The sequence below is a fragment of the Runella sp. CRIBMP genome (assembly GCF_009905605.1).
Classification (GTDB): domain Bacteria; phylum Bacteroidota; class Bacteroidia; order Cytophagales; family Spirosomataceae; genus Runella.
In genome coordinates, this window is the sequence record NZ_JAAAKZ010000001.1 from 950,708 (window position 1) to 968,595 (window position 17,888).

Annotated in this window: 14 protein-coding genes; 11 read left to right on the forward strand and 3 right to left on the reverse strand. The window is 47.5% G+C overall.

Features of this window, described 5'->3' with window-relative positions; translation table 11 throughout:
- Positions 1–32 precede the first annotated feature (32 nt).
- Together GVN20_RS03855 and GVN20_RS03860 are read right to left on the reverse strand one after the other, a co-directional pair.
- Positions 33–2,708, reverse strand: a complete 2,676-nt coding sequence (locus tag GVN20_RS03855) for a glycosyl hydrolase 2 galactose-binding domain-containing protein (protein ID WP_166557043.1) — start codon at positions 2,706–2,708, stop codon at positions 33–35.
- Between the two features lie 123 nt (positions 2,709–2,831).
- Positions 2,832–4,025 carry a DegT/DnrJ/EryC1/StrS aminotransferase family protein gene (locus GVN20_RS03860; RefSeq protein WP_166557044.1) on the reverse strand — a complete coding sequence of 398 codons (1,194 nt, stop codon included), beginning with the start codon at positions 4,023–4,025 and terminating at the stop codon, positions 2,832–2,834.
- 239 nt (positions 4,026–4,264) lie between these two features.
- Here GVN20_RS03860 and GVN20_RS03865 point away from each other — a divergent pair, with 239 nt between their 5' ends.
- The 7 genes from GVN20_RS03865 to GVN20_RS03895 all read left to right on the forward strand — a co-directional run bounded on the left by GVN20_RS03865 (position 4,265) and on the right by GVN20_RS03895 (position 9,841).
- Positions 4,265–5,572, forward strand: a complete 1,308-nt coding sequence (locus tag GVN20_RS03865) for a hypothetical protein (protein ID WP_166557045.1) — start codon at positions 4,265–4,267, stop codon at positions 5,570–5,572.
- 274 nt (positions 5,573–5,846) lie between these two features.
- Positions 5,847–6,170: a metalloregulator ArsR/SmtB family transcription factor gene (locus GVN20_RS03870; protein ID WP_166557046.1), complete on the forward strand. Its 324-nt coding sequence runs from the start codon at positions 5,847–5,849 to the stop codon at positions 6,168–6,170.
- A 6-nt stretch (positions 6,171–6,176) separates the two neighbouring features.
- Positions 6,177–6,641, forward strand: coding sequence for an SRPBCC domain-containing protein (locus GVN20_RS03875; RefSeq protein WP_166557047.1), 465 nt, complete (start codon positions 6,177–6,179; stop codon positions 6,639–6,641).
- Positions 6,642–6,647: 6 nt separating this feature from the next.
- Positions 6,648–7,031, forward strand: a complete 384-nt coding sequence (locus GVN20_RS03880; protein WP_166557048.1) for a DoxX family protein — start codon at positions 6,648–6,650, stop codon at positions 7,029–7,031.
- 23 nt (positions 7,032–7,054) lie between these two features.
- On the forward strand, positions 7,055–7,621 hold the full coding sequence (locus tag GVN20_RS03885; protein ID WP_166557049.1) for a DUF4256 domain-containing protein: 567 nt from the start codon (positions 7,055–7,057) through the stop codon (positions 7,619–7,621).
- Positions 7,622–7,729: 108 nt separating this feature from the next.
- Entirely contained in the window at positions 7,730–9,241 is a 1,512-nt protein-coding gene (locus GVN20_RS03890) for a choice-of-anchor I family protein (protein WP_166557050.1), read from the forward strand.
- 147 nt (positions 9,242–9,388) lie between these two features.
- Positions 9,389–9,841 carry a DUF4440 domain-containing protein gene (locus GVN20_RS03895; RefSeq protein ID WP_166557051.1) on the forward strand — a complete coding sequence of 151 codons (453 nt, stop codon included), beginning with the start codon at positions 9,389–9,391 and terminating at the stop codon, positions 9,839–9,841.
- 1 nt (position 9,842) lies between these two features.
- Here the strand turns inward: GVN20_RS03895 and GVN20_RS03900 are convergent, their stop codons facing one another.
- Complete coding sequence (locus tag GVN20_RS03900; protein ID WP_166557052.1) at positions 9,843–12,950, reverse strand: ELWxxDGT repeat protein; 3,108 nt, start codon at positions 12,948–12,950, stop codon at positions 9,843–9,845.
- Positions 12,951–13,152: 202 nt separating this feature from the next.
- Here GVN20_RS03900 and GVN20_RS03905 point away from each other — a divergent pair, with 202 nt between their 5' ends.
- The 4 genes from GVN20_RS03905 (at position 13,153) to GVN20_RS03920 (ending at position 17,846) form a co-directional block, all read left to right on the forward strand.
- Positions 13,153–14,025, forward strand: coding sequence for an esterase family protein (locus tag GVN20_RS03905; RefSeq protein WP_166557053.1), 873 nt, complete (start codon positions 13,153–13,155; stop codon positions 14,023–14,025).
- A gap of 270 nt (positions 14,026–14,295) precedes the next feature.
- Positions 14,296–14,682: a hypothetical protein gene (locus tag GVN20_RS03910; RefSeq protein WP_166557054.1), complete on the forward strand. Its 387-nt coding sequence runs from the start codon at positions 14,296–14,298 to the stop codon at positions 14,680–14,682.
- Positions 14,683–14,697: 15 nt separating this feature from the next.
- On the forward strand, positions 14,698–17,070 hold the full coding sequence (gene ppsA / locus GVN20_RS03915; protein ID WP_166557055.1) for a phosphoenolpyruvate synthase: 2,373 nt from the start codon (positions 14,698–14,700) through the stop codon (positions 17,068–17,070).
- Between the two features lie 23 nt (positions 17,071–17,093).
- Positions 17,094–17,846: an SDR family NAD(P)-dependent oxidoreductase gene (locus tag GVN20_RS03920; RefSeq protein ID WP_166557056.1), complete on the forward strand. Its 753-nt coding sequence runs from the start codon at positions 17,094–17,096 to the stop codon at positions 17,844–17,846.
- Positions 17,847–17,888: the final 42 nt, after the last annotated feature.

A 17,888-nucleotide genomic window follows, 5' to 3' on the forward strand; every position in this document is an offset into this window, starting at 1 on the left:
TTAGGCGATGTATGACAGAAAGAAACAGATGCCTACGGCATGACGAAGGCACTTTCCAAATTATACCCTTTCACCCGCACCGCCGGGGCTTTGTTATCTGCGTCTTTTTTGTAGCATTTCACGCTGATGGTTTTGGTTTCACCTGGCAACAATGACACGTAATTATCCGTCCAAAAAACAGGCAAAATCGCGGCGCCTTTGGCGTCTTTGGCCAATTCTAGTTCAATGAAAAACGCCACTTTGTCCGAAGAGTTGGTCAGTTTTACGGCCACTTCGTATTCATCGCCCTGCTCTTTGATTGTCTTTTCGGTTTGGAGTTTTACTTTGGGCAACGTATTCAACGCCGTGAAATCCGCGTATTGTTTTTGGGGCGTATAAAACCAGAAATATTGTTTCCAGTCCAGCTCATCGGTTTTGGTTGGAAGCCAATAAAAATTATCAGCCACGATTTCACCAGCGGTATTTTTAAGTTTTAGTGATAAAAAATAGACTTGATTTTTACCCTTTAACGCAGGGAGTTGCAGCCATTTCTGAACGGTATTTTCTGCTACATCAAACGTTTGTTTTTGCTCAAAAATCACCTTTGAATTTTGATCCAGCAACTTCACTTCCGCCTGATATCCTTTTATGGCGGCGCGGGTGTCGTTACTTACGTGGAGGGTACGATTGAAATAATCATACACCATGTTGAGCGGTTGAGCGGCTTTTTTTGTGCCGTAATATGCGCCCGTCGGCATCAGGTAATAATCGTACAACTGCCAGTAAAACTCTGGCCAAGGCGAATTGAGCATCCATTGCACTACGCCCGTAGCCGTGGGACGATTGATGACGTGCGCCTCAAACATCGGGCGAATGGCTTCGTAGTTCATCAACTGCGCTTTCATAGCCAAATCGTCCAAATTGGCTGGCGTGCCGTATTTGTTGTTGAGGGCTTTGAGGTATACACCCATCGTATTGAAATCTTTACGTCCCGAGTGATAATTCCACATTTTGTTGTCGGCAGGCCACAAATCAGCTTCGGGAATCATCTTTTTGATGCTTTCTACGGGGGGAATCTGCGGGCCAGGGCCTACCTCGGAATTGAAGCCATAAGCACCGCCCAGTTTTTTGTCTTCGTACCAATACACCGGCGGCACGTATTCGTACGGCCCGTTCATTTTCATACCCGACGAGCCCGAAATTGCGCTCACAAACGCCCCCGACGATACCAAAAACTCCCGCGTTGGGTCGTATTTTTTCAGGGTCTCTTGGTACATTTTTTCCAATGACGGCTTCGGCATGGCATCGCTGCCGCCCGCCCAGGTGAAGATGCTCGGGTGATTGCGCAGCCATTTGACTTGGTCGCGGAAGTAGTTGGAAAGCAGCGTCTCTTCCTGCGGTGTGAGTTTTACGGCATATAAGTCTACCCCTTCGTTGATGGGCAGGTTTTCGTCGCCGGGCTTTATTTTCAGTTCCATGCCCAGATAATCAGGCCATTCCCACTGACAGCTCCAACCGACCATAAGCAGAATTCCGTTTTCGTCGCAGAGGTCATAGAGATGGTGGTTGTTGCCCCAAATTCCTTCAAACCGCAGCGAGTTGAGGTTCATTTCTTTGACGTAACGCAATTGCGCTGCGTCTTTTTCGGGCATGAATCGCAAAAACAAATCGTCTACCCAACCGCCGCTTTTGATGAGAACGTCGCGGCCGTTGACCTTGTAGCCGCGTACGCCTTTGTCGTTGAGCGCGGTTTCAATTTTTCGTACGCCAAATTTCGTGGATTGTGCATCCTGTACGACTCCTTGCTCATTGACCTCCAATTCGAGTTTATACATTGCGGGCTCTCCCAAGCCATTCGGCCACCAAAGGCGTGGGTTTTTAAGGTTCAATTGCGCAAATTCCTGCGGCGTAAATTTTACTTCCTGCCGCTCATTGGGAGCTAATTGGACGGTTTTCTTAAACGTAATGTCTTCTATTTTTCCCGAAATCTCCACCGTTTTGGCTTCGCCGCCGTGGTTCTGTACTTCGGTACTGACGGTCACGCTCGCTTTTGTTAGGTCTTTGGTGTCTACATCAGGAGCTACAAACGGTGCGTTGAGCGACACTTTTCCCGAACGTTTGAGGCGAATGTCACGGTAAATACCCATAAAATGATCGGGAGGCGTGGGGGCCCAATCGACGTAACCCATGTAAAAATCACGAACTTTGGGCGGAAAAATCTCCACCAAAAGCGTGTTTTCTCCCTTTTGGGCCGCTTGCGTAATGTCTAAATCAAACTGCCGAAACGCGCCGAATAAGGTGTCCTGCGTGGCGATTTGCTTACCGTTTACCCAAAAATTAGCGCGGTAGTTGATACCTTCTACCAACAATCGTAATTGTTCTTTTTGGGCGTCAAAGTCTTCAACGGTAAAGGTATTTCTGAACCACCAATTGTTTTCAAAACGCGCACGCGGCACTTTTTCCAAATTCTTGCCTACAAATACATCCTTGTACTCGCCCGCGTCCACCAATGCCCCTAAGACAGTGGTGGGCAAGGTGGCTTTGTACCATTTTTCGGAAGCATTGATTTTCTCTGAGAGGGTTTTGGCATCGCCACTTACTTCTTTTGAGGATGCAATCATCCAACCGTCGCGCAGGGCGCGGTCTTCAATTTTTATTTTTGACCCGCAGCTTGCGAGTAATAGTAGGGTGGCTAAACAGGCAAGAAGAACTTTACAATTTTTATTCATAATAGTTGGTAATATTGCCTTAACCGCAATGGTTATCCGCGATAGGTGCAAAGAGAAAAACTTGCGTCCATTGCAAAATTCTATTGCGTCTATTGCTACGGTCCGCCGTGCGGTTAAGAATAATTAAACTTCACTTTGTATTTTCTTTATGGCCTCCGCAAACGACTCCATGTCTTCTTTGGTTCCCAACATCGCATGTTGCAAAATCCAAACGGCTTCGTCGCTGCACGCGCGCTCCGCAACGGGACACTCTACCTGCGTGTAGTCTACATCGTCAGGAATGGCGTAGCACATAAAATTCTTGTTTTGAAACAACGGCTGTTTGTACAACGGATGAGGATAGCCCCGAAAACATGGCACACCTTCTGCCGCCAAACGCTCCACAAATTCGGTTTTGCTTAGTCCGCCAAAGTACGTTTTGTCGTATTTGAAAATGTAAATATGGTAGCAGTGCAGGGTGATGTCGGCGTCGCGTTTTAAAGGCGTAATGCCGTCGATTTGTTCCAACAATTGATTTAAATACAGCCCATTTTCGTTCCGCGTGAGGGTTTGTGCTTCTAGGCGCTTGAGTTGAGCGGAGAGCAATACTGCCTGCATTTGCGTAATGCGGTAATTGCAGCCCGGGTTATAGTGATCGTACCATTGCCCGCCTTCAATGCGACCCACATTGCGGAGGGAGTTCATCATGGCGTAGAGTTCATCATCGTCGGTTACCACGATTCCGCCTTCGCCTGCCGTGAGGTTTTTGGAAGATTGAAAACTAAAACTGCCCACATCGCCGATGGAGCCTAGTTTTTTACCTTTGTATTCGGCTCCGTGGGCGTGGGCGGCATCTTCAATGACGCGCAGATTGTGGCGTTTGGCAATGTCCATGATGGCCTCCATGTCGCAAGACTGCCCACCAAAATGTACAGGGATGATAACTTTGGTGCGCGGTGTAATGGCGGCCTCAATGGCTTGGGGAGAAATGTTGTAGGTATCGGGGTCCAAATCCACAAAGACGGGCACGCAGTTGGCCTCAATGACCGTGGAGGCCGTGGCAATGAACGTATAAGGCGGTACGATGACCTCATCGCCAGGCTTCACGCCGCAGGCAATCAGCGCCAACCGCAAGGACACCGAGCCGTTGACGCAGCTAACGGCGTACTTACTGCCGCAATACGCGGCAAATTCTTTCTCAAAAGCCTCGACCAAATCGCCGCAATCGGGATTCCCCCATTTGCCACTCCGTACCACTTGGGCCACGGCTTCTACTTCGGTTTCATCAAATATGGGCCAAGAAAAGGTCTTCTTGACGGTTTTTTCGGCTATTTCCACTTTATTATAATGGGTTTCTTAGTATAAGCTATAATACTGTTTTGGGAGTGTTTTAGGCTATTCTTTTACTCAGCGCCTTTTTATTAATCGCAGGAGTGCCTGCCGCAGAGAAATAGAGCTACACAGAGAAAAACTTTGTGCCACTCTGTGATCCAAAAAACAACCTAAAGTAGCCCTTTTTCTCGATAAAACTGTATATCAAAAAACGACACTAAACCCTTAAAATACCTTCTTTCAAGATGAAAAACAAACAACTCTATTTTGCGATGCTCATGGTAGGAATGGCGCTCGGGACGGCCTGGGCCATTCGCGGACAATTCGGTCACGAACACGGCGCTGCTTGGGCGGGGGCCATTGGTTCGCTGAGCGTTTTGCTCGTGGCCAAACGTGCCGATTGGTACGCCAAAGCCTTTGCTGCTACCCTTGCGGGGGCCATTGGCTGGGGCTTGGGCGGCTTGGCAAGTTATGGAATTGTAGTGGGCTACGGGCGCGGAATTGAGTTTGTAAACGTCTATTACGGCTTGCTGATGCTGTTTGTGATTGGCGGATTGTACGGTTTTGTAGGAGGGGGTTTGTTTGGATTAGCGTTGGAAAATTCAGTTGCCAAACCCGTCAAATGGCACGAAGTAATCATTGAAATGGTCGTGGGGGCGATTGTTTTTTACTTCTTTATGATTGAAGAATTTGAATGGCTCATGACCCCGCCGCGCTCCGAAATGTGGGCGGCCTGCTTTGGGTCGGCCGTGGCCCTGACGTGGTATCTGGTCCGAAATAAGCATTATCCAGCCCTGCGCGTGGCGGTGTTTACGGGATTGGGCGGGGGCTTTGGCTTTGGTTTCGGGAATTTTCTGCAAGTACTTGGGCATATATCAGGCATCAAGTTCAATTTCTGGAACGTGATGGAATATTCGTTAGGCTTTTTCGGCGGACTCGGCATGACTTACGGCACGCTGACCTCTCATTGGGAAAAGACCGACGATGCCCAACCCAAATCCAAGGTTTGGTTTCCGTTGCTGATGGTAGTGTTGGTGATTCCGTTTATTGTCTGGGACCAATCCTTTGACTTAGACCGCCTTCAGGGGATTTTTAGTAAGTTGGCTTTGGCCGAAGACAGCCCCGTTTTGGTGGGGGTACAGTGGACTTCGATTGGTTTGGTGGTGGCGTTTACGGCGTTTTGGTGGGGGCGTTTTTATCAAAATAAACCTAATCCGCTTGCTTACAGCGCCAACGAAATTTATACCCTTTTCCTCGGTCATTGGGGGCTATATGTGATGTTCAGCCTATTGGTGACGGGCGCTTTTATGAGTGGTTACCGCATTGAGCAGTACCTCTATATCGTCAATTGGGTCATCGTAGCCCTGTTGATTGGTAAAGCCCAGCCCGAGTTTAGCGCCAAACCGCTTGCGCCCAAGAAATGGGGAATCAATTTTGGTATTTTACTGGTCGTTTTTGCGCTCCTGACGCTCATCCTCATCAACTCCCATGACGAGCTGAAAAATGCCCAAAAGCGCTTTGGCGTACCGCCGCCAGTGGAGGAAGCAAAGTAATTCATGGCCTTAAAAAATAAAAAAAGCGTTGGAGTACCAGCGCTTTTTTTGTGAGGTTTTGCCGTTGGATACTAAGTTATTTACATTCTTTAATAGACTTTATAAAACAGCCCCCCACCCACCAAACTCCAAAAAATAACCTACTACTTGGCCTTTTTCTCTGCAGACTATCGGGGAGACAAGCCCTGAGATTTCTCCTCCCCCTAAAAAAATCGCAGAAAAAATTTGTGTAGTCAAATAGCTACGTATATATTTGTAGCCAAATGACTACACAATGAATTTACGACGAGACGTCTTCCAAGCCATCGCCGACCCCACACGGAGGGCGATACTGCTGCTGCTGGCTTCGCAAGCTATGACGGCGGGGGCCATTGCGGCCAACTTTGACACCGCCCGTCCGACGGTTTCTAAACACTTACAAATACTCACCGAGTGTGAATTGCTGCAACAACAACAAAACGGCAGAGAAATCTACTACCACCTCAATGTACTGAAAATGAAAGAAGTAGATGATTTTATTGAGCCGTTCCGCCAAATGTGGGACGACCGATTTAATAAATTGGAAGCTATCATGAAAAATTACAAAACAGAAAAATAAAACAGCATGGAACAAAAAACAAAAATCCACGCCGAAGACGGCAAACAGGACTTGACGATTACGAGAGAATTTGATTTGCCTCTAGAATTACTGTTCAAGGCTTACGAAGAGCCCAACATTGTGGAGCAGTGGATGGGAACGAAGGTGCTGAAATTGGAGAACAGAAAGCACGGCAGTTATCAATTTGAAACCACTGACCCGAAGGGAAATAAACACGGTTTCAACGGCGTAATTCATGAGTTTGTGCCAACCCAGAAAATCACCCGGACGTTTGAAATGGAAAATACACGATTTCCCATTCAGCTGGAGTTCTTAGAATTTGAAAAACTCACCGAAGCCACCAGCAAACTCACCATGCATATCGTCTATCGTTCCGTGGCCGACCGAGACCAAATGCTCAAGTTACCCTTTGCGCAAGGTATCAATATGGCTCACAATCGAATACAGGACATCCTAAACTCATTAAAATAATCCATTATGACAAAACGGAGTAAAATCATCTACTGGATAGCTACTGTCTGGTTGGCCTTGGGAATGCTATCCACCGGAATTGTACAGTTAATAAAAATGAAAGAAGAAGTGGATATGTTTGCTCATTTGGGCTATCCTATCTATTTCCTAACCCTTTTGGGTATTTGGAAACTATTGGGAGTGGTGGCTGTGCTTGTTCCTAAATTTCCGTTAGTGAAAGAATGGGCGTATGCAGGCTTTTTCTTTGCCATGTCGGGAGCGGTATTTTCACATATCGTGTTGGGTGATTCCCCAAAAGAACTGTTCGGACCGTTACTGTTATTAATCCTGACGGCGGTATCGTGGTATTTCAGGCCTGCCGATAGAAAAATCAGTTTTTTTGCTCAATAAACAGTCAATACACTTACAAAACCATGAATAACATTAAAAAGGAATTGTCGTCGGAACAACGGGAAGAACTGCTCAGCGTATTGAAGGCGCGCTTTGAGAAAAACAAAAACCGACATCAAGGGTTGGAATGGACTAACGTACTGGCAAAGCTGGAAGCAAACCCCGAAAAACTGTGGTCGCTTGATGAAATGGAAATTAGCGGCGGTGAGCCCGATGTGGTGGGCTATGATCCCAAGACCGACGAATACATTTTTTATGATTGCGCCGCAGAAAGTCCTAAAGGCCGTAGAAGTGTATGTTATGACCATGAAGCACTAGAGTCTCGTAAAGAACATAAACCTGAAAACAGCGCCGTTGAGATGGCGGCCGATATGGGCATTGCGCTTTTAACGGAAGAACAATACCGACAGTTGCAGCAATTGGGGAATTTTGATCTGAAAACTTCAAGTTGGGTACAAACACCCGCCGAAATTAGAAAGCGTGGTGGTGCCCTTTTTTGCGACCGTCGCTACGACACCGTCTTTTTGTATCACAACGGCGCCGAATCTTACTACGCTGCCCGAGGGTTTCGTGGCTCGCTAAGGGTCTGAATTCGGTCAAAAAAATGGCTCAGGAAGTCCTTCTTACATTTAATCATCACTTAATGGTTTATTCATATCCGCGTAATACAGGGAGGGTACTTTTGCAAATAAAACACGATGCAAAAAATACTACTTTCTCTCTCGCTGTTATTCGTCATCATCAGTTGCGATGATCACCGCCTTGACCCCGCCAACGAAAACCCCTCTACTTTTGCCGAAATCGGCAGTATCGACATTGGCGATATTGGCGCGGCTGAAATCAGCGCCTACGACCCCGTTACGGGGCGGCTCTTTGTGGTCAACAATAACGTAGCGGGGAATAACCCCATCAACAGAATCGACGTCATTGATTTTAGCAACCCGTCGGCGATGAAAGTAATCGGGAGTATCAGTATGGCCCCTTACGGCGGAGCGGTCAACAGCGTAAGTGTATACAAAGGTCAATTGGCGGCTGCCATTGAATCCCTAAATAAGCAAGAGAACGGGAAAGTGGTCATCTTCAATACCATAGATTACAAAGAAGTAAAAGTGATTCCCGTGGGAGCATTGCCCGATATGATTACTTACTCACCCGACGGGCGTTTTATTCTTACCGCCAATGAAGGTGAGCCAAACGACGCCTATACAGTCGACCCCGCGGGTACGGTTTCTATCATTTCAGTAGATAACAACTATTCGGTCGTTACGCTTGATTTTGCGGCTTTTGCCCCCCAACTTGCCTCCTTGATGGCTAAGGGTTTTCGGTTATTCGGCCCTGGTGCTGATATCGTCAAAGATATTGAGCCTGAATATATTACGGTGTCAGAAGATTCAAAAACGGCGTGGGTGACCTTGCAGGAAAACAATGCCATTGCCAAAATTAACCTCGCGTCAAAAACCATCACTGACATTTTTCCGTTAGGCTTCAAAAACTACAATTTGGACGAAAACGCCATCGACGTAAGTGATCAGGACAATGCCGTGGCGTTTAAGAAATGGCCCGTATTTGGCATGTACCAACCTGACGCCATTGCCGTAGTAGAAACTGGCGGAACTCCCTATTTATTCACCGCCAATGAAGGAGATGCCCGCGAATACAGCGGATTCTCGGAGATACGCAGGATAAGCGCTAATGCTGTTACGCTTGACCCTGCCGTGTTCCCCACGGCTGCCACGCTGAAACAGGCAACGCAATTGGGCCGCCTAAACATCACCACAACGCTCGGAAACACCGACGGGGATGGCGAACTCGAAGCACTTTATTCTTTAGGTGCCCGTTCGTTTAGTGTTTGGAACGGAGCCAATGGTAGCTTGGTATTCGACAGTAAAAACGACCTCGAAAAACGCGCCGTAACTGCGGGTGTATACGATGACGGTCGAAGCGACGATAAAGGCGTTGAACCCGAAGGTATCGCGGTTGGTACGGTGGGCGGTCGTAAGATTGCTTTTGTAGGTATGGAAAGAGCAGATGCGGTGGCAATCTACGACGTAACTAACCCCACGTTACCGGTATTTTTACAAATACTCAAAAGCGGCGATGCTCCAGAAGGCGTTCTGTTTATTCCCGCCCAAAACAGCCCCGTTAAAAAGAGTTTGTTTGTGGTCAGCAGCGAAAACGATGGCGTCATCAAAGTGTACATGCCTCAGTAAAGTTTATCCTTAATACAAACAGAGGCTGTTCTGCAATGCGGAGCAGCCTCTGTTTGTATTAGCAAGAAGCTTATTAAGCCGTTTTGCTAATTTTCCTTGCCCAAACGCGGCAAAATCGGTTAATTGCCTGCTTACTTCGACAAACCCATGAAAAAAATTTTCCTTGTTTGCCTTTTAGGATATGCGTCTTTGAGTGGCTTCTCTCAGGAGTTGGCTAAAGACACCGTGGCCATTAAAAACGTCATTGCCGATTTTTTTGAGCTGTTCTCCCAAAATGACCTCAAATACATGGAGCGCAACTGTACGCCCGAGTTTGAACTGTACGAAGTGGGGTATCTCTGGACAACTGATACCTTGCGTAATTTCGTGGCCAAACGGCAGGCGCAGAAGCGGGTTTGGGTAAGAACCAATGCCTTTAACTTCATTCGGATCAACGTCAAAAAAGACATTGCGTGGGTGGGGTATTACAATACCGCCTCGCTAACCCATGCCGAGACCAACGAAAAAAGAACCGTCAAATGGCTAGAAAGTGCCATTTTGGTCAAGAAAAACCGCCGCTGGTGGCTGACTCAAATGCACTCTACCCCGATGCCCAAATAGGCTAGTTGCTGGGAACAGGCGCGCTGCCAGTGGTGCTGTAGATACAGCCACTGAGTTGGGTCAAAAAGGATTTAACGGCGGTGGTTTCAAAACCGGGCGTGAGCAAAATTGCGTTGCCCGCCGTGAAAGTGGTAATACTGTTGGTCGAGAGCTTGGCCGTTGACGTAATGAATTGATGGGCCGTAATTTGATTGGTACCCGAAAGTGTGCCGTTCACGGTTGACTGAACGGGGCAATCTTTCAAGACGTGGATTTCGGTTCCCGTAGTGCCGTCGTTTGCCAGAAAAAGAATGATTTTTCGTAACGACGAATGGTAGAAACTGTTGGGAGAGGAACTGGCGTTCGTCGCGGTAGCAATATTTTTCAGCAGTACTTTGGTGACGCCGTCTGAAAAATAGGGCTCATTATTAATTGAGATAGTGTCGTAGCCCACAAATGCTAAGCCATAATTGGTGGCCCGTACTTCAACCCCAGCCAGCATCTGGAGATGATACGTACCCTCGGGTGTTAAATCCGATACCGTCAGTCGGCGCTGTCCGTCGGGAGCGGTGCTTGAAAAATAGACTTTATTGTTAAAAATGGCAAAACCCTTTTGGTAGAGATTGAGGGGGTCGGCCCCTTGCCCCCCAGGATTTAAGTCTTTGATCATTTGGGTGCCCGCCGCAGTGCCATCTGATTTCCAGAGTTCACCCCCGTTCACATTGTCATTGGCCGAAAACATCAGATACTGATTGTTGTAGTTGGTCATGTACGAAAGCGAAGCACCCACACCCACTCCCGGGGCGATGTCTTTGACCAAAACGGTTCCCGCTTCGGTACCGTCAGACTTCCAAAGTTCGTCTCCTATGACGGAATCGTAGAAGGAAAAAAATAACGTATTGCCCACAGGTTTAACCTGATATGAACTAGGAAGATTGGGGTAGTTAATGCCTGGGATGAGTTCTTTGGTCATAAATGTACCCGCAGTGGTACCGTCTGACCGCCAGATTTCTTCGCCGTGAGTGGAGGTGTATCCCGAAAAGAAGAGCAGATTATTGGCCACTGCAAAATTGCTAAGCGGTGGGCCTTGGCTGTTGTCCAGGCTTTTGACGAGCACAGTTCCTGCTTCGGTCCCGTCCGTTTTCCAAAGGTTGTTGTCGATGTTGAAGTACAATGCCCCCTGATAGACCGCGAGGGAATACGCATTGGCCGCGCCGTTGCCTTGGGTATTCTTGAAAAGAGTGGGAGGGTTGGTGCCGTCGGTCACCCAAAGTTGTTGATTAACAAAGAAATACATTTTGTTGTTGTACCAAACAAACTCCGAGTTGAAGATACTGGAATTGCTGTAGAAATCGAATGAAGAAAACGAGCGGTACGGATTTTGGGTACTCAGTGGATAAGAGTAAAAGTCATAAAATAACTGCGTGCCGCTTTGGGTACCGTCAGTTTTCCATAATTCTAGCCCGTCTTTGCCGTTGTCGTAAGTAAAAAATATACCTGCTGTGCTCTCGGTTATCCTGAAGAGATTTTGGCTGTTGTTTTGCGTGCCGCCCGTTTTAATGTCTTTGACCAACGATATCAGGCCACCGCTCAGTTTATACAATTCATAGCCCGTAGTGGCCGAAAATGCACTGAGAAAAAACGTACTGCCCGATTTTTGGAGTGGGTACACGTTGGTGATATTGAGGGCGGGGGTGATGGATTCAACGGTCTGCGTACCCGCCAATGTGCCGTTGGTTTTCCAAGCTTTGTACCCCAAGGTTGTTTCGTTGGCAATAAAAAACAATTCACTCTCAAATGCCTGCAAATAAGAATAGTTGGCCGTACCAGCGCCCGTCATAAAGTCCTTGACCAAGTTGGTACCAGCAGAGGTGCCGTCTGAGCTCCAAAGTTCAAATCCTGTTGTGCCATTATTGGCAAAAAAATAAAGTCGGTTAGGGGTTCCGATAAAGATTCGTTTGGCGGCCTCGGTCGGGAAGGTTACGTCACCAGTGGTAGTGGCGGGGTTGATGTCTTTGATGGGGGTAGGGGCGGTAATATCGGTGACACCGTCCGTTTTGAATAACTCACGTCGTAAGTTGAAATCATCGGCCGTAAAAAACAATTTCCCGTTGGCAACCGTCAAGTCTTTGGGGTCATTGCCGTAGGCGCCCAAAGCATACTGTGCGTAGTCGTTCGGGTCGGTTTTGAAAAGGGTACGATGTGTCGTAATATTGTCATAGTTGGCGGTAAAATATACCCGGTCATTAAACAGCGTCAGCTCTCTGGGAATGGCATTCTGGCCAAAGTAGGGGTTCCAGAAGGCTAATCCAAGTAAGCCCGTGGTGGAATAACCAAACAGGGCTTTGCCATAAACACTGTTAGCTACTGGAAAATACAGGTGGGTGGAAGTAGCGACGGGGAGTTGAATCGTCGCGTCAATCGTGCTTAGCCCACCGCCCGGATTGAGTTGGGCATCCGTCACCACAACAGTCCCAGCAGTGGTGCCGTCGGTCATCCATAGTTCGGTGCCAGTGGTGGGCTCGGAGGCATAAAAGAAGGCTTTTTCATTAAAAACGGTAAATCCTCGGATGAAGGAGTAGTTCGTTCCGCTGGAAATATCTTTGCAGAGTTGCGTGCCGTCGGTGGTGCCATCACTCACCCAAAGTTCTTCCCCACTGGTGGGAGAAAATGCTTTAAACAGGAACTTTCCCCCGAGTTGTACAAAGGTATTGGGGTTAGATCCCGAACTCCCTGGGTTGATGTCTTTGAGCATTTTGGTGCCCGCCGCCGTACCGTCGGTAATCCATAACTCAAACGTCTGATTGGACTGAGTATCGGTAGCGGTAAAAATCAGTTTATCATTGAATTTAAAGAATACAGGAGTGCTGGTATTTGGAAAAAAGGGCCCAGATGCGCCAGAATAGGGGCTCTTGACGAGCGATGTTCCTGCGTTGGTGCCGTCTGATTTCCAGAGTTCTACGATTTCGCTAGCGTTGGTTTTGGTAAGAAAAAAGATGGTTCCGTTGATGTCAATCACTTGCCGGGGGTGCGACGAACCGTTGTCGGTTTTGATATCTTTCAGGAGAGTTTGGGCTTGTAAACAACTGCAAATGGCGAAAAATGATACAACTAAAAGTAAACTTTTCATTTGTAGGTTAAATAAGTGGTTTAGGATTCTTTTATTGAAATGTAACTGCGTATTCTCCCGCCCCAATCTGCCGTTGTTTTTCAACGGTTTTCGCATGTCTCAAAAATAACTTAAAATGTAAAAAACATAAAATATGTACCTGTTTATATCATGCAAAACTGAATTATAACATACATAAGCATATTTTTAAATCTTCCTGAAAATGAAAAAAAGTATATCAATTACCGTTGGGGTATTTTTGTTGGCCACTCAACTGCTGATGGCCCAATCGGGTAAAGTATTTGATAATCTGAGTGTGCCGAGTAAAATCCTAAAAAGCGATCGAAAATTTGCCATCTATCTGCCACCAAATTATGAGACTTCGCAGCGCACATATCCCGTGTTGTACTTACTTCATGGCGCCGGCGACGACCAAACGGGCTGGGTACAATTTGGTGAGGTACAGCATATTGCCGAAAAAGCATTCAGTGATGGCACCGCTACGCCCATGATAATCGTTATGCCCGATGCCAACACGGGCACCCGTGGCTATGCCAACGACCCCAAAAATGAATGGCGTTACGAAGATTTTTTCTTTCAGGAATTGATGCCTTACGTGGAAAAAACCTACCGTATTAAAACAGAAAAACGGTTTAGAGCCGTGGCGGGCTTATCTATGGGCGGTGGGGGCTCGTTTACCTATGCGTTGCATCATCCAGAGTTGTTCTCGTCGGCCTGCCCGCTCAGCGCAGCTACGGGGCCGCTTACTTTGGAGGATGTAAAAGCCCAACTAAAACGAACAAAGCCCGATGTAACTTACACCGATGCCGAAATGGAAGCGTATTATAAGCGTCAGAGCGTGTTGGAGTTAATCAAAAACGTACCCGACGACCAAAAAAAGGCGGTCCGTTGGTACATTGATTGCGGCGACGATGATTTTCTTTTTGAGGGCAACTCTCTGGTACACATTGCGATGCGGAAGAAAGAAATTCCGCACGAATTTCGCATTCACGATGGCGGCCATACTTGGACGTATTGGCGCAAAGCCTTGCCCACGGTGCTGTCGTTTGTCTCCGATGCGTTTCATCAATATTGATTTAGGAGCAAGAAGCCATTTTTTGGGTTTGTACCATTGGCGGTGTTTTTCACCGCCATTTTTTTGTGTCATAGAGGAGCTTCTCTCAAGACGTTAGAGGGAATGTTAGCTCACACTGCGCTGCAATATGAAAATATATAACCATCTGTTTATCAATATAAAAACATGAATTTTTCTCTGAAATATCAGCTTAAAATATGACAATTATCATTCCTTGTTACTTCTGAATTCCTGACCTTACTCCAAGGAATTTAACTCCTTTGATAGAACATGGAAGCACAGAGAAAACACATCGACGAATTGCACGCGGAACATCAAACATGGTTGGCAGAAGCGAAATTTTACGCAGATGAATTGAGTATTTTCAACAAAAGATTGGAGGAAATCGCCGCTGAAAACACCGCCCAAGAGGTGAAAATACAGGTTGAACATTTCCAAAATCAATTCATTATTCAACAAGAGCAATTGGACACGCTCAATCACGAAGTGGTTATTCATGAGCAATGGCTGGCCAATTATGCCAAAGAAAATCCCGTGGCGATAGACCGCCACCTTTTTGGCGACCACCAAGCCACCCATGCTAAAATCACCACCTTCAAAGAAATCTATGCCGATCTAAAAGCGGAGTTTAATCGCTTTTTAGCTGACCGAATGTAATGCAATCAAAGTGTTATGACTTACTCCGTCAATTTCAAGGATATAAAGCTCACTGACCTGCCGTCTGTGGGTGGCAAAAATGCTTCGTTGGGCGAAATGCTCAGCACCCTTTCGCCGCTCGGCATCCAAATCCCCGATGGATTTGCGCTGACCGCCGATGCTTTTCGGTTGTTTCTGCATGAAAATAGTTTTGTGGAGCCACTTACCAAATGGCTTGCTGAACTGGATGTTAATACCCTTTCCAACCTCCCCGAAATTGGCCAAAAATGCCGTAAGCTGATTGGTAGTGGGGTGCTTCCAGAAGCCGTAAAGCAGGAAACGTTGCTTGCCTATCGCCTTTTGGCGAACAATGCGCCTATTTCGGTAGCCGTAAGGAGCAGTGCCACCGCCGAAGATTTGCCAACGGCTAGTTTCGCGGGGCAGCACGATTCTTTTTTGAACGTCGAAGGCGAAGAAAACCTGTTGAATGCAGTGATAAAATGTTATGTTTCGCTGTTCAACAACCGCGCCATCAAATACCGTATAGACAATGGGTTTGAACACTTGAAAGTGGCGCTTTCGGTGGGGGTACAGCAGATGATTCGGTCGGATAAAAGCTCGGCGGGCGTGGCATTTACGCTGGACCCCGAGACGGGTTTTACCAACGTAATTTACCTTACGGGTGCTTGGGGGTTGGGCGAAAACGTTGTGCAAGGGGCCGTGAATCCCGACGAATTTTACCTGTTCAAACCCGCCATTCAAGCGGGGCAACGGAGCATTATCCAGCACCGCATGGGAGCCAAAGAAAATATGATGGTGTATTCGACAGGCACCGAGCGGCCAATTATTAACGTTGCCACACCCCGCGAAAAGCGAGATGTATACTGCCTTTCGGACATGGATGTCGAGCAGCTTGGGCGTTGGTGTTCTCAAATCGAACAACACTACGGAATGCCCATGGACATCGAATGGGCCAAAGACGGGCTGACGGGAGAGCTGTTTATTGTGCAGGCTCGCCCTGAGACCGTACAAACCCAAAAACAGGCCAAAGGCATTAATATCAAAGAATATAAAATTCATTCGAGCGCGTTGCCCATCTGTAAAGGCAAGGCCGTGGGGCGCTCCATTGTAAGCGGTCGGGTGAGCATTGTGGAGTCGCTGGCAGATGCTGGAAAAGTCCAACAAGGTGACATTATTGTGGCTGATATTACCAATCCCGACTGGAACGCACTTCTCAAAAAAGCGGTCAGTATTGTGACAAACAAAGGCGGGCGCACCAGTCACGCGTCGATTGTGGCGCGCGAATTGGGCATCCATGCGGTAGTGGGTACGATGGATGCGACCCAAAAACTCAAAGATGGCCAAATCATCACCGTTTCTTGCATTGAGGGCGACGAAGGACGGGTGTATGACGGCAAATTGGAATGGGAAGAGCACGAAATTAATTTTGGCAACAATACCCGCACTCGCACCAAGCCGATGTTTATTTTGGCCGACCCCGACAACGCCTTCCGACTCTCGTTTTATCCCAATGAGGGCGTGGGTTTGTTGCGCATGGAGTTTATCATTGCCAACGCCATTCGGATTCACCCGATGGCGCTCGTGCTATACGATACCCTGCCCGACAGCAACGACAAAAAGGCAATTGAAGCCATCACGCGGCATTATCACGACAAAAAGAAATACTTTATTGAAAAACTCTCCGAAGCCGTGGCTACGGTGGCGGCGGCCTTTTATCCAAAGGATGTCATCATCCGGATGAGTGATTTCAAGACCAACGAATATAGTCAACTGATTGGCGGGGCGCTATACGAGCCCAAAGAAGAAAATCCAATGCTGGGTTTTCGGGGTGCATCGAGGTATTATCACGAACGTTACCGCGAAGGATTTGGCATGGAATGCGAGGCCATTCGCATCGTGAGGGATGAAATGGGCCTCACAAACGTGAAGGTGATGATACCCTTTTGTCGTACCGTAGACGAAGGTCGCAAAGTCTTGGAGGTGATGAAAAACTTTGGGCTGGAACGAACCAAAAACGGTTTGGAAGTCTACGTCATGGCCGAAATTCCGAGCAATGTGATTTTGGCGAAACAGTTTGCCGAGATTTTTGACGGATTTTCCATCGGCTCCAACGACCTTACCCAACTTACCCTTGGCATCGACCGCGACTCGTCCATCATCAGCGGGTTGTTTGATGAAAACAACGCCGCCGTGAAAGAAATGTTGGCGATGGTGATTCAGTCGGCCAAACAATCAGGCACTAAAATTGGCCTCTGCGGACAAGCCCCAAGCGACTATCCAGCTTTCGCCCAATTTCTGGTAAAAGAAGGAATCGACAGTATTTCGTTCACGCCCGATGCGCTACTGAAAGGAATTGAAAACATTGTTATCGCCGAAAAAACACTTTAATGCACCATTTTAACCAAAAAAATATGAGCCGTTTACAAAACAAAGTTGCCATCATTACGGGAGCAGCAGGAGGTATGGGAGAATCCGAAGCCAAGCTGTTTGCCGAAGAAGGTGCCAAAGTACTAGCCACCGATGTTCAGTTTGAAAAAATGCAAAAATGGGTCACCGAAGCCCAAAAGGCAGGGTTAGCCATTGAATGCATTGCCCACGATGTAACATCGGAAACGGATTGGAAAAAAGTGGCCGACAAAGCCGTGGAACTATACGGCAAAATTGATATTTTGGTCAACAACGCGGGGGTCTACCCCGCTGGGGCTACGACCGACAATACCGATAAAGCCAACTGGGACAAAATCATTGCTATCAATCTAACAGGGCCTTTTCTGGGCGTGAAAGCGGTGGTGCCAGCCATGAAACAAAATGGCGGTGGAAGTATTATCAACGTAGCATCCATTGCGGGCAACGTGGGCGGTAACGGGCCAGCCTATACGGCATCCAAAGGCGGGCTTCGGCTGTTGACCAAAGATATGGCCATTGAATATGCGAAAGACAACATTCGCGTTAATTCCCTGCACCCTGGCGGTGTACTGACCCCCATGACCGATTTCTTTACGCACGTGCCCGGCGCCGAAGAACTCATCAAAAACACCTCGCCACAGGGACGCCTCGCCGACCCTAAAGAACTCGCCTACGGTGCATTGTTCATTGCTTCCGACGAGTCTTCTTTTATGACGGGTGCCGAGTTGGTGCTCGACGGCGGGTTGATTGCCCGATAGATATTTATTGATGAAGGCGGATTTAAACATCCGCCTTCGTTT

Bases quoted from the DNA above. Each gene is read 5' to 3' on its own strand.
- GVN20_RS03875 (WP_166557047.1), top strand. From the start codon at position 6,177: ATGGAACAAAAAACAAAAATCCACGCCGAAGACGGCAAACAGGACTTG.
- GVN20_RS03870 (WP_166557046.1), top strand. From the start codon at position 5,847: ATGAATTTACGACGAGACGTCTTCCAAGCCATCGCCGACCCCACACGG.
- GVN20_RS03905 (WP_166557053.1), top strand. From the start codon at position 13,153: ATGAAAAAAAGTATATCAATTACCGTTGGGGTATTTTTGTTGGCCACT.
- GVN20_RS03920 (WP_166557056.1), top strand. From the start codon at position 17,094: ATGAGCCGTTTACAAAACAAAGTTGCCATCATTACGGGAGCAGCAGGA.
- GVN20_RS03865 (WP_166557045.1), top strand. From the start codon at position 4,265: ATGAAAAACAAACAACTCTATTTTGCGATGCTCATGGTAGGAATGGCG.
- GVN20_RS03855 (WP_166557043.1), bottom strand. From the start codon at position 2,708: ATGAATAAAAATTGTAAAGTTCTTCTTGCCTGTTTAGCCACCCTACTA.
- GVN20_RS03885 (WP_166557049.1), top strand. From the start codon at position 7,055: ATGAATAACATTAAAAAGGAATTGTCGTCGGAACAACGGGAAGAACTG.
- GVN20_RS03890 (WP_166557050.1), top strand. From the start codon at position 7,730: ATGCAAAAAATACTACTTTCTCTCTCGCTGTTATTCGTCATCATCAGT.
- GVN20_RS03880 (WP_166557048.1), top strand. From the start codon at position 6,648: ATGACAAAACGGAGTAAAATCATCTACTGGATAGCTACTGTCTGGTTG.
- GVN20_RS03895 (WP_166557051.1), top strand. From the start codon at position 9,389: ATGAAAAAAATTTTCCTTGTTTGCCTTTTAGGATATGCGTCTTTGAGT.
- ppsA (WP_166557055.1), top strand. From the start codon at position 14,698: ATGACTTACTCCGTCAATTTCAAGGATATAAAGCTCACTGACCTGCCG.
- GVN20_RS03910 (WP_166557054.1), top strand. From the start codon at position 14,296: ATGGAAGCACAGAGAAAACACATCGACGAATTGCACGCGGAACATCAA.
- GVN20_RS03900 (WP_166557052.1), bottom strand. From the start codon at position 12,950: ATGAAAAGTTTACTTTTAGTTGTATCATTTTTCGCCATTTGCAGTTGT.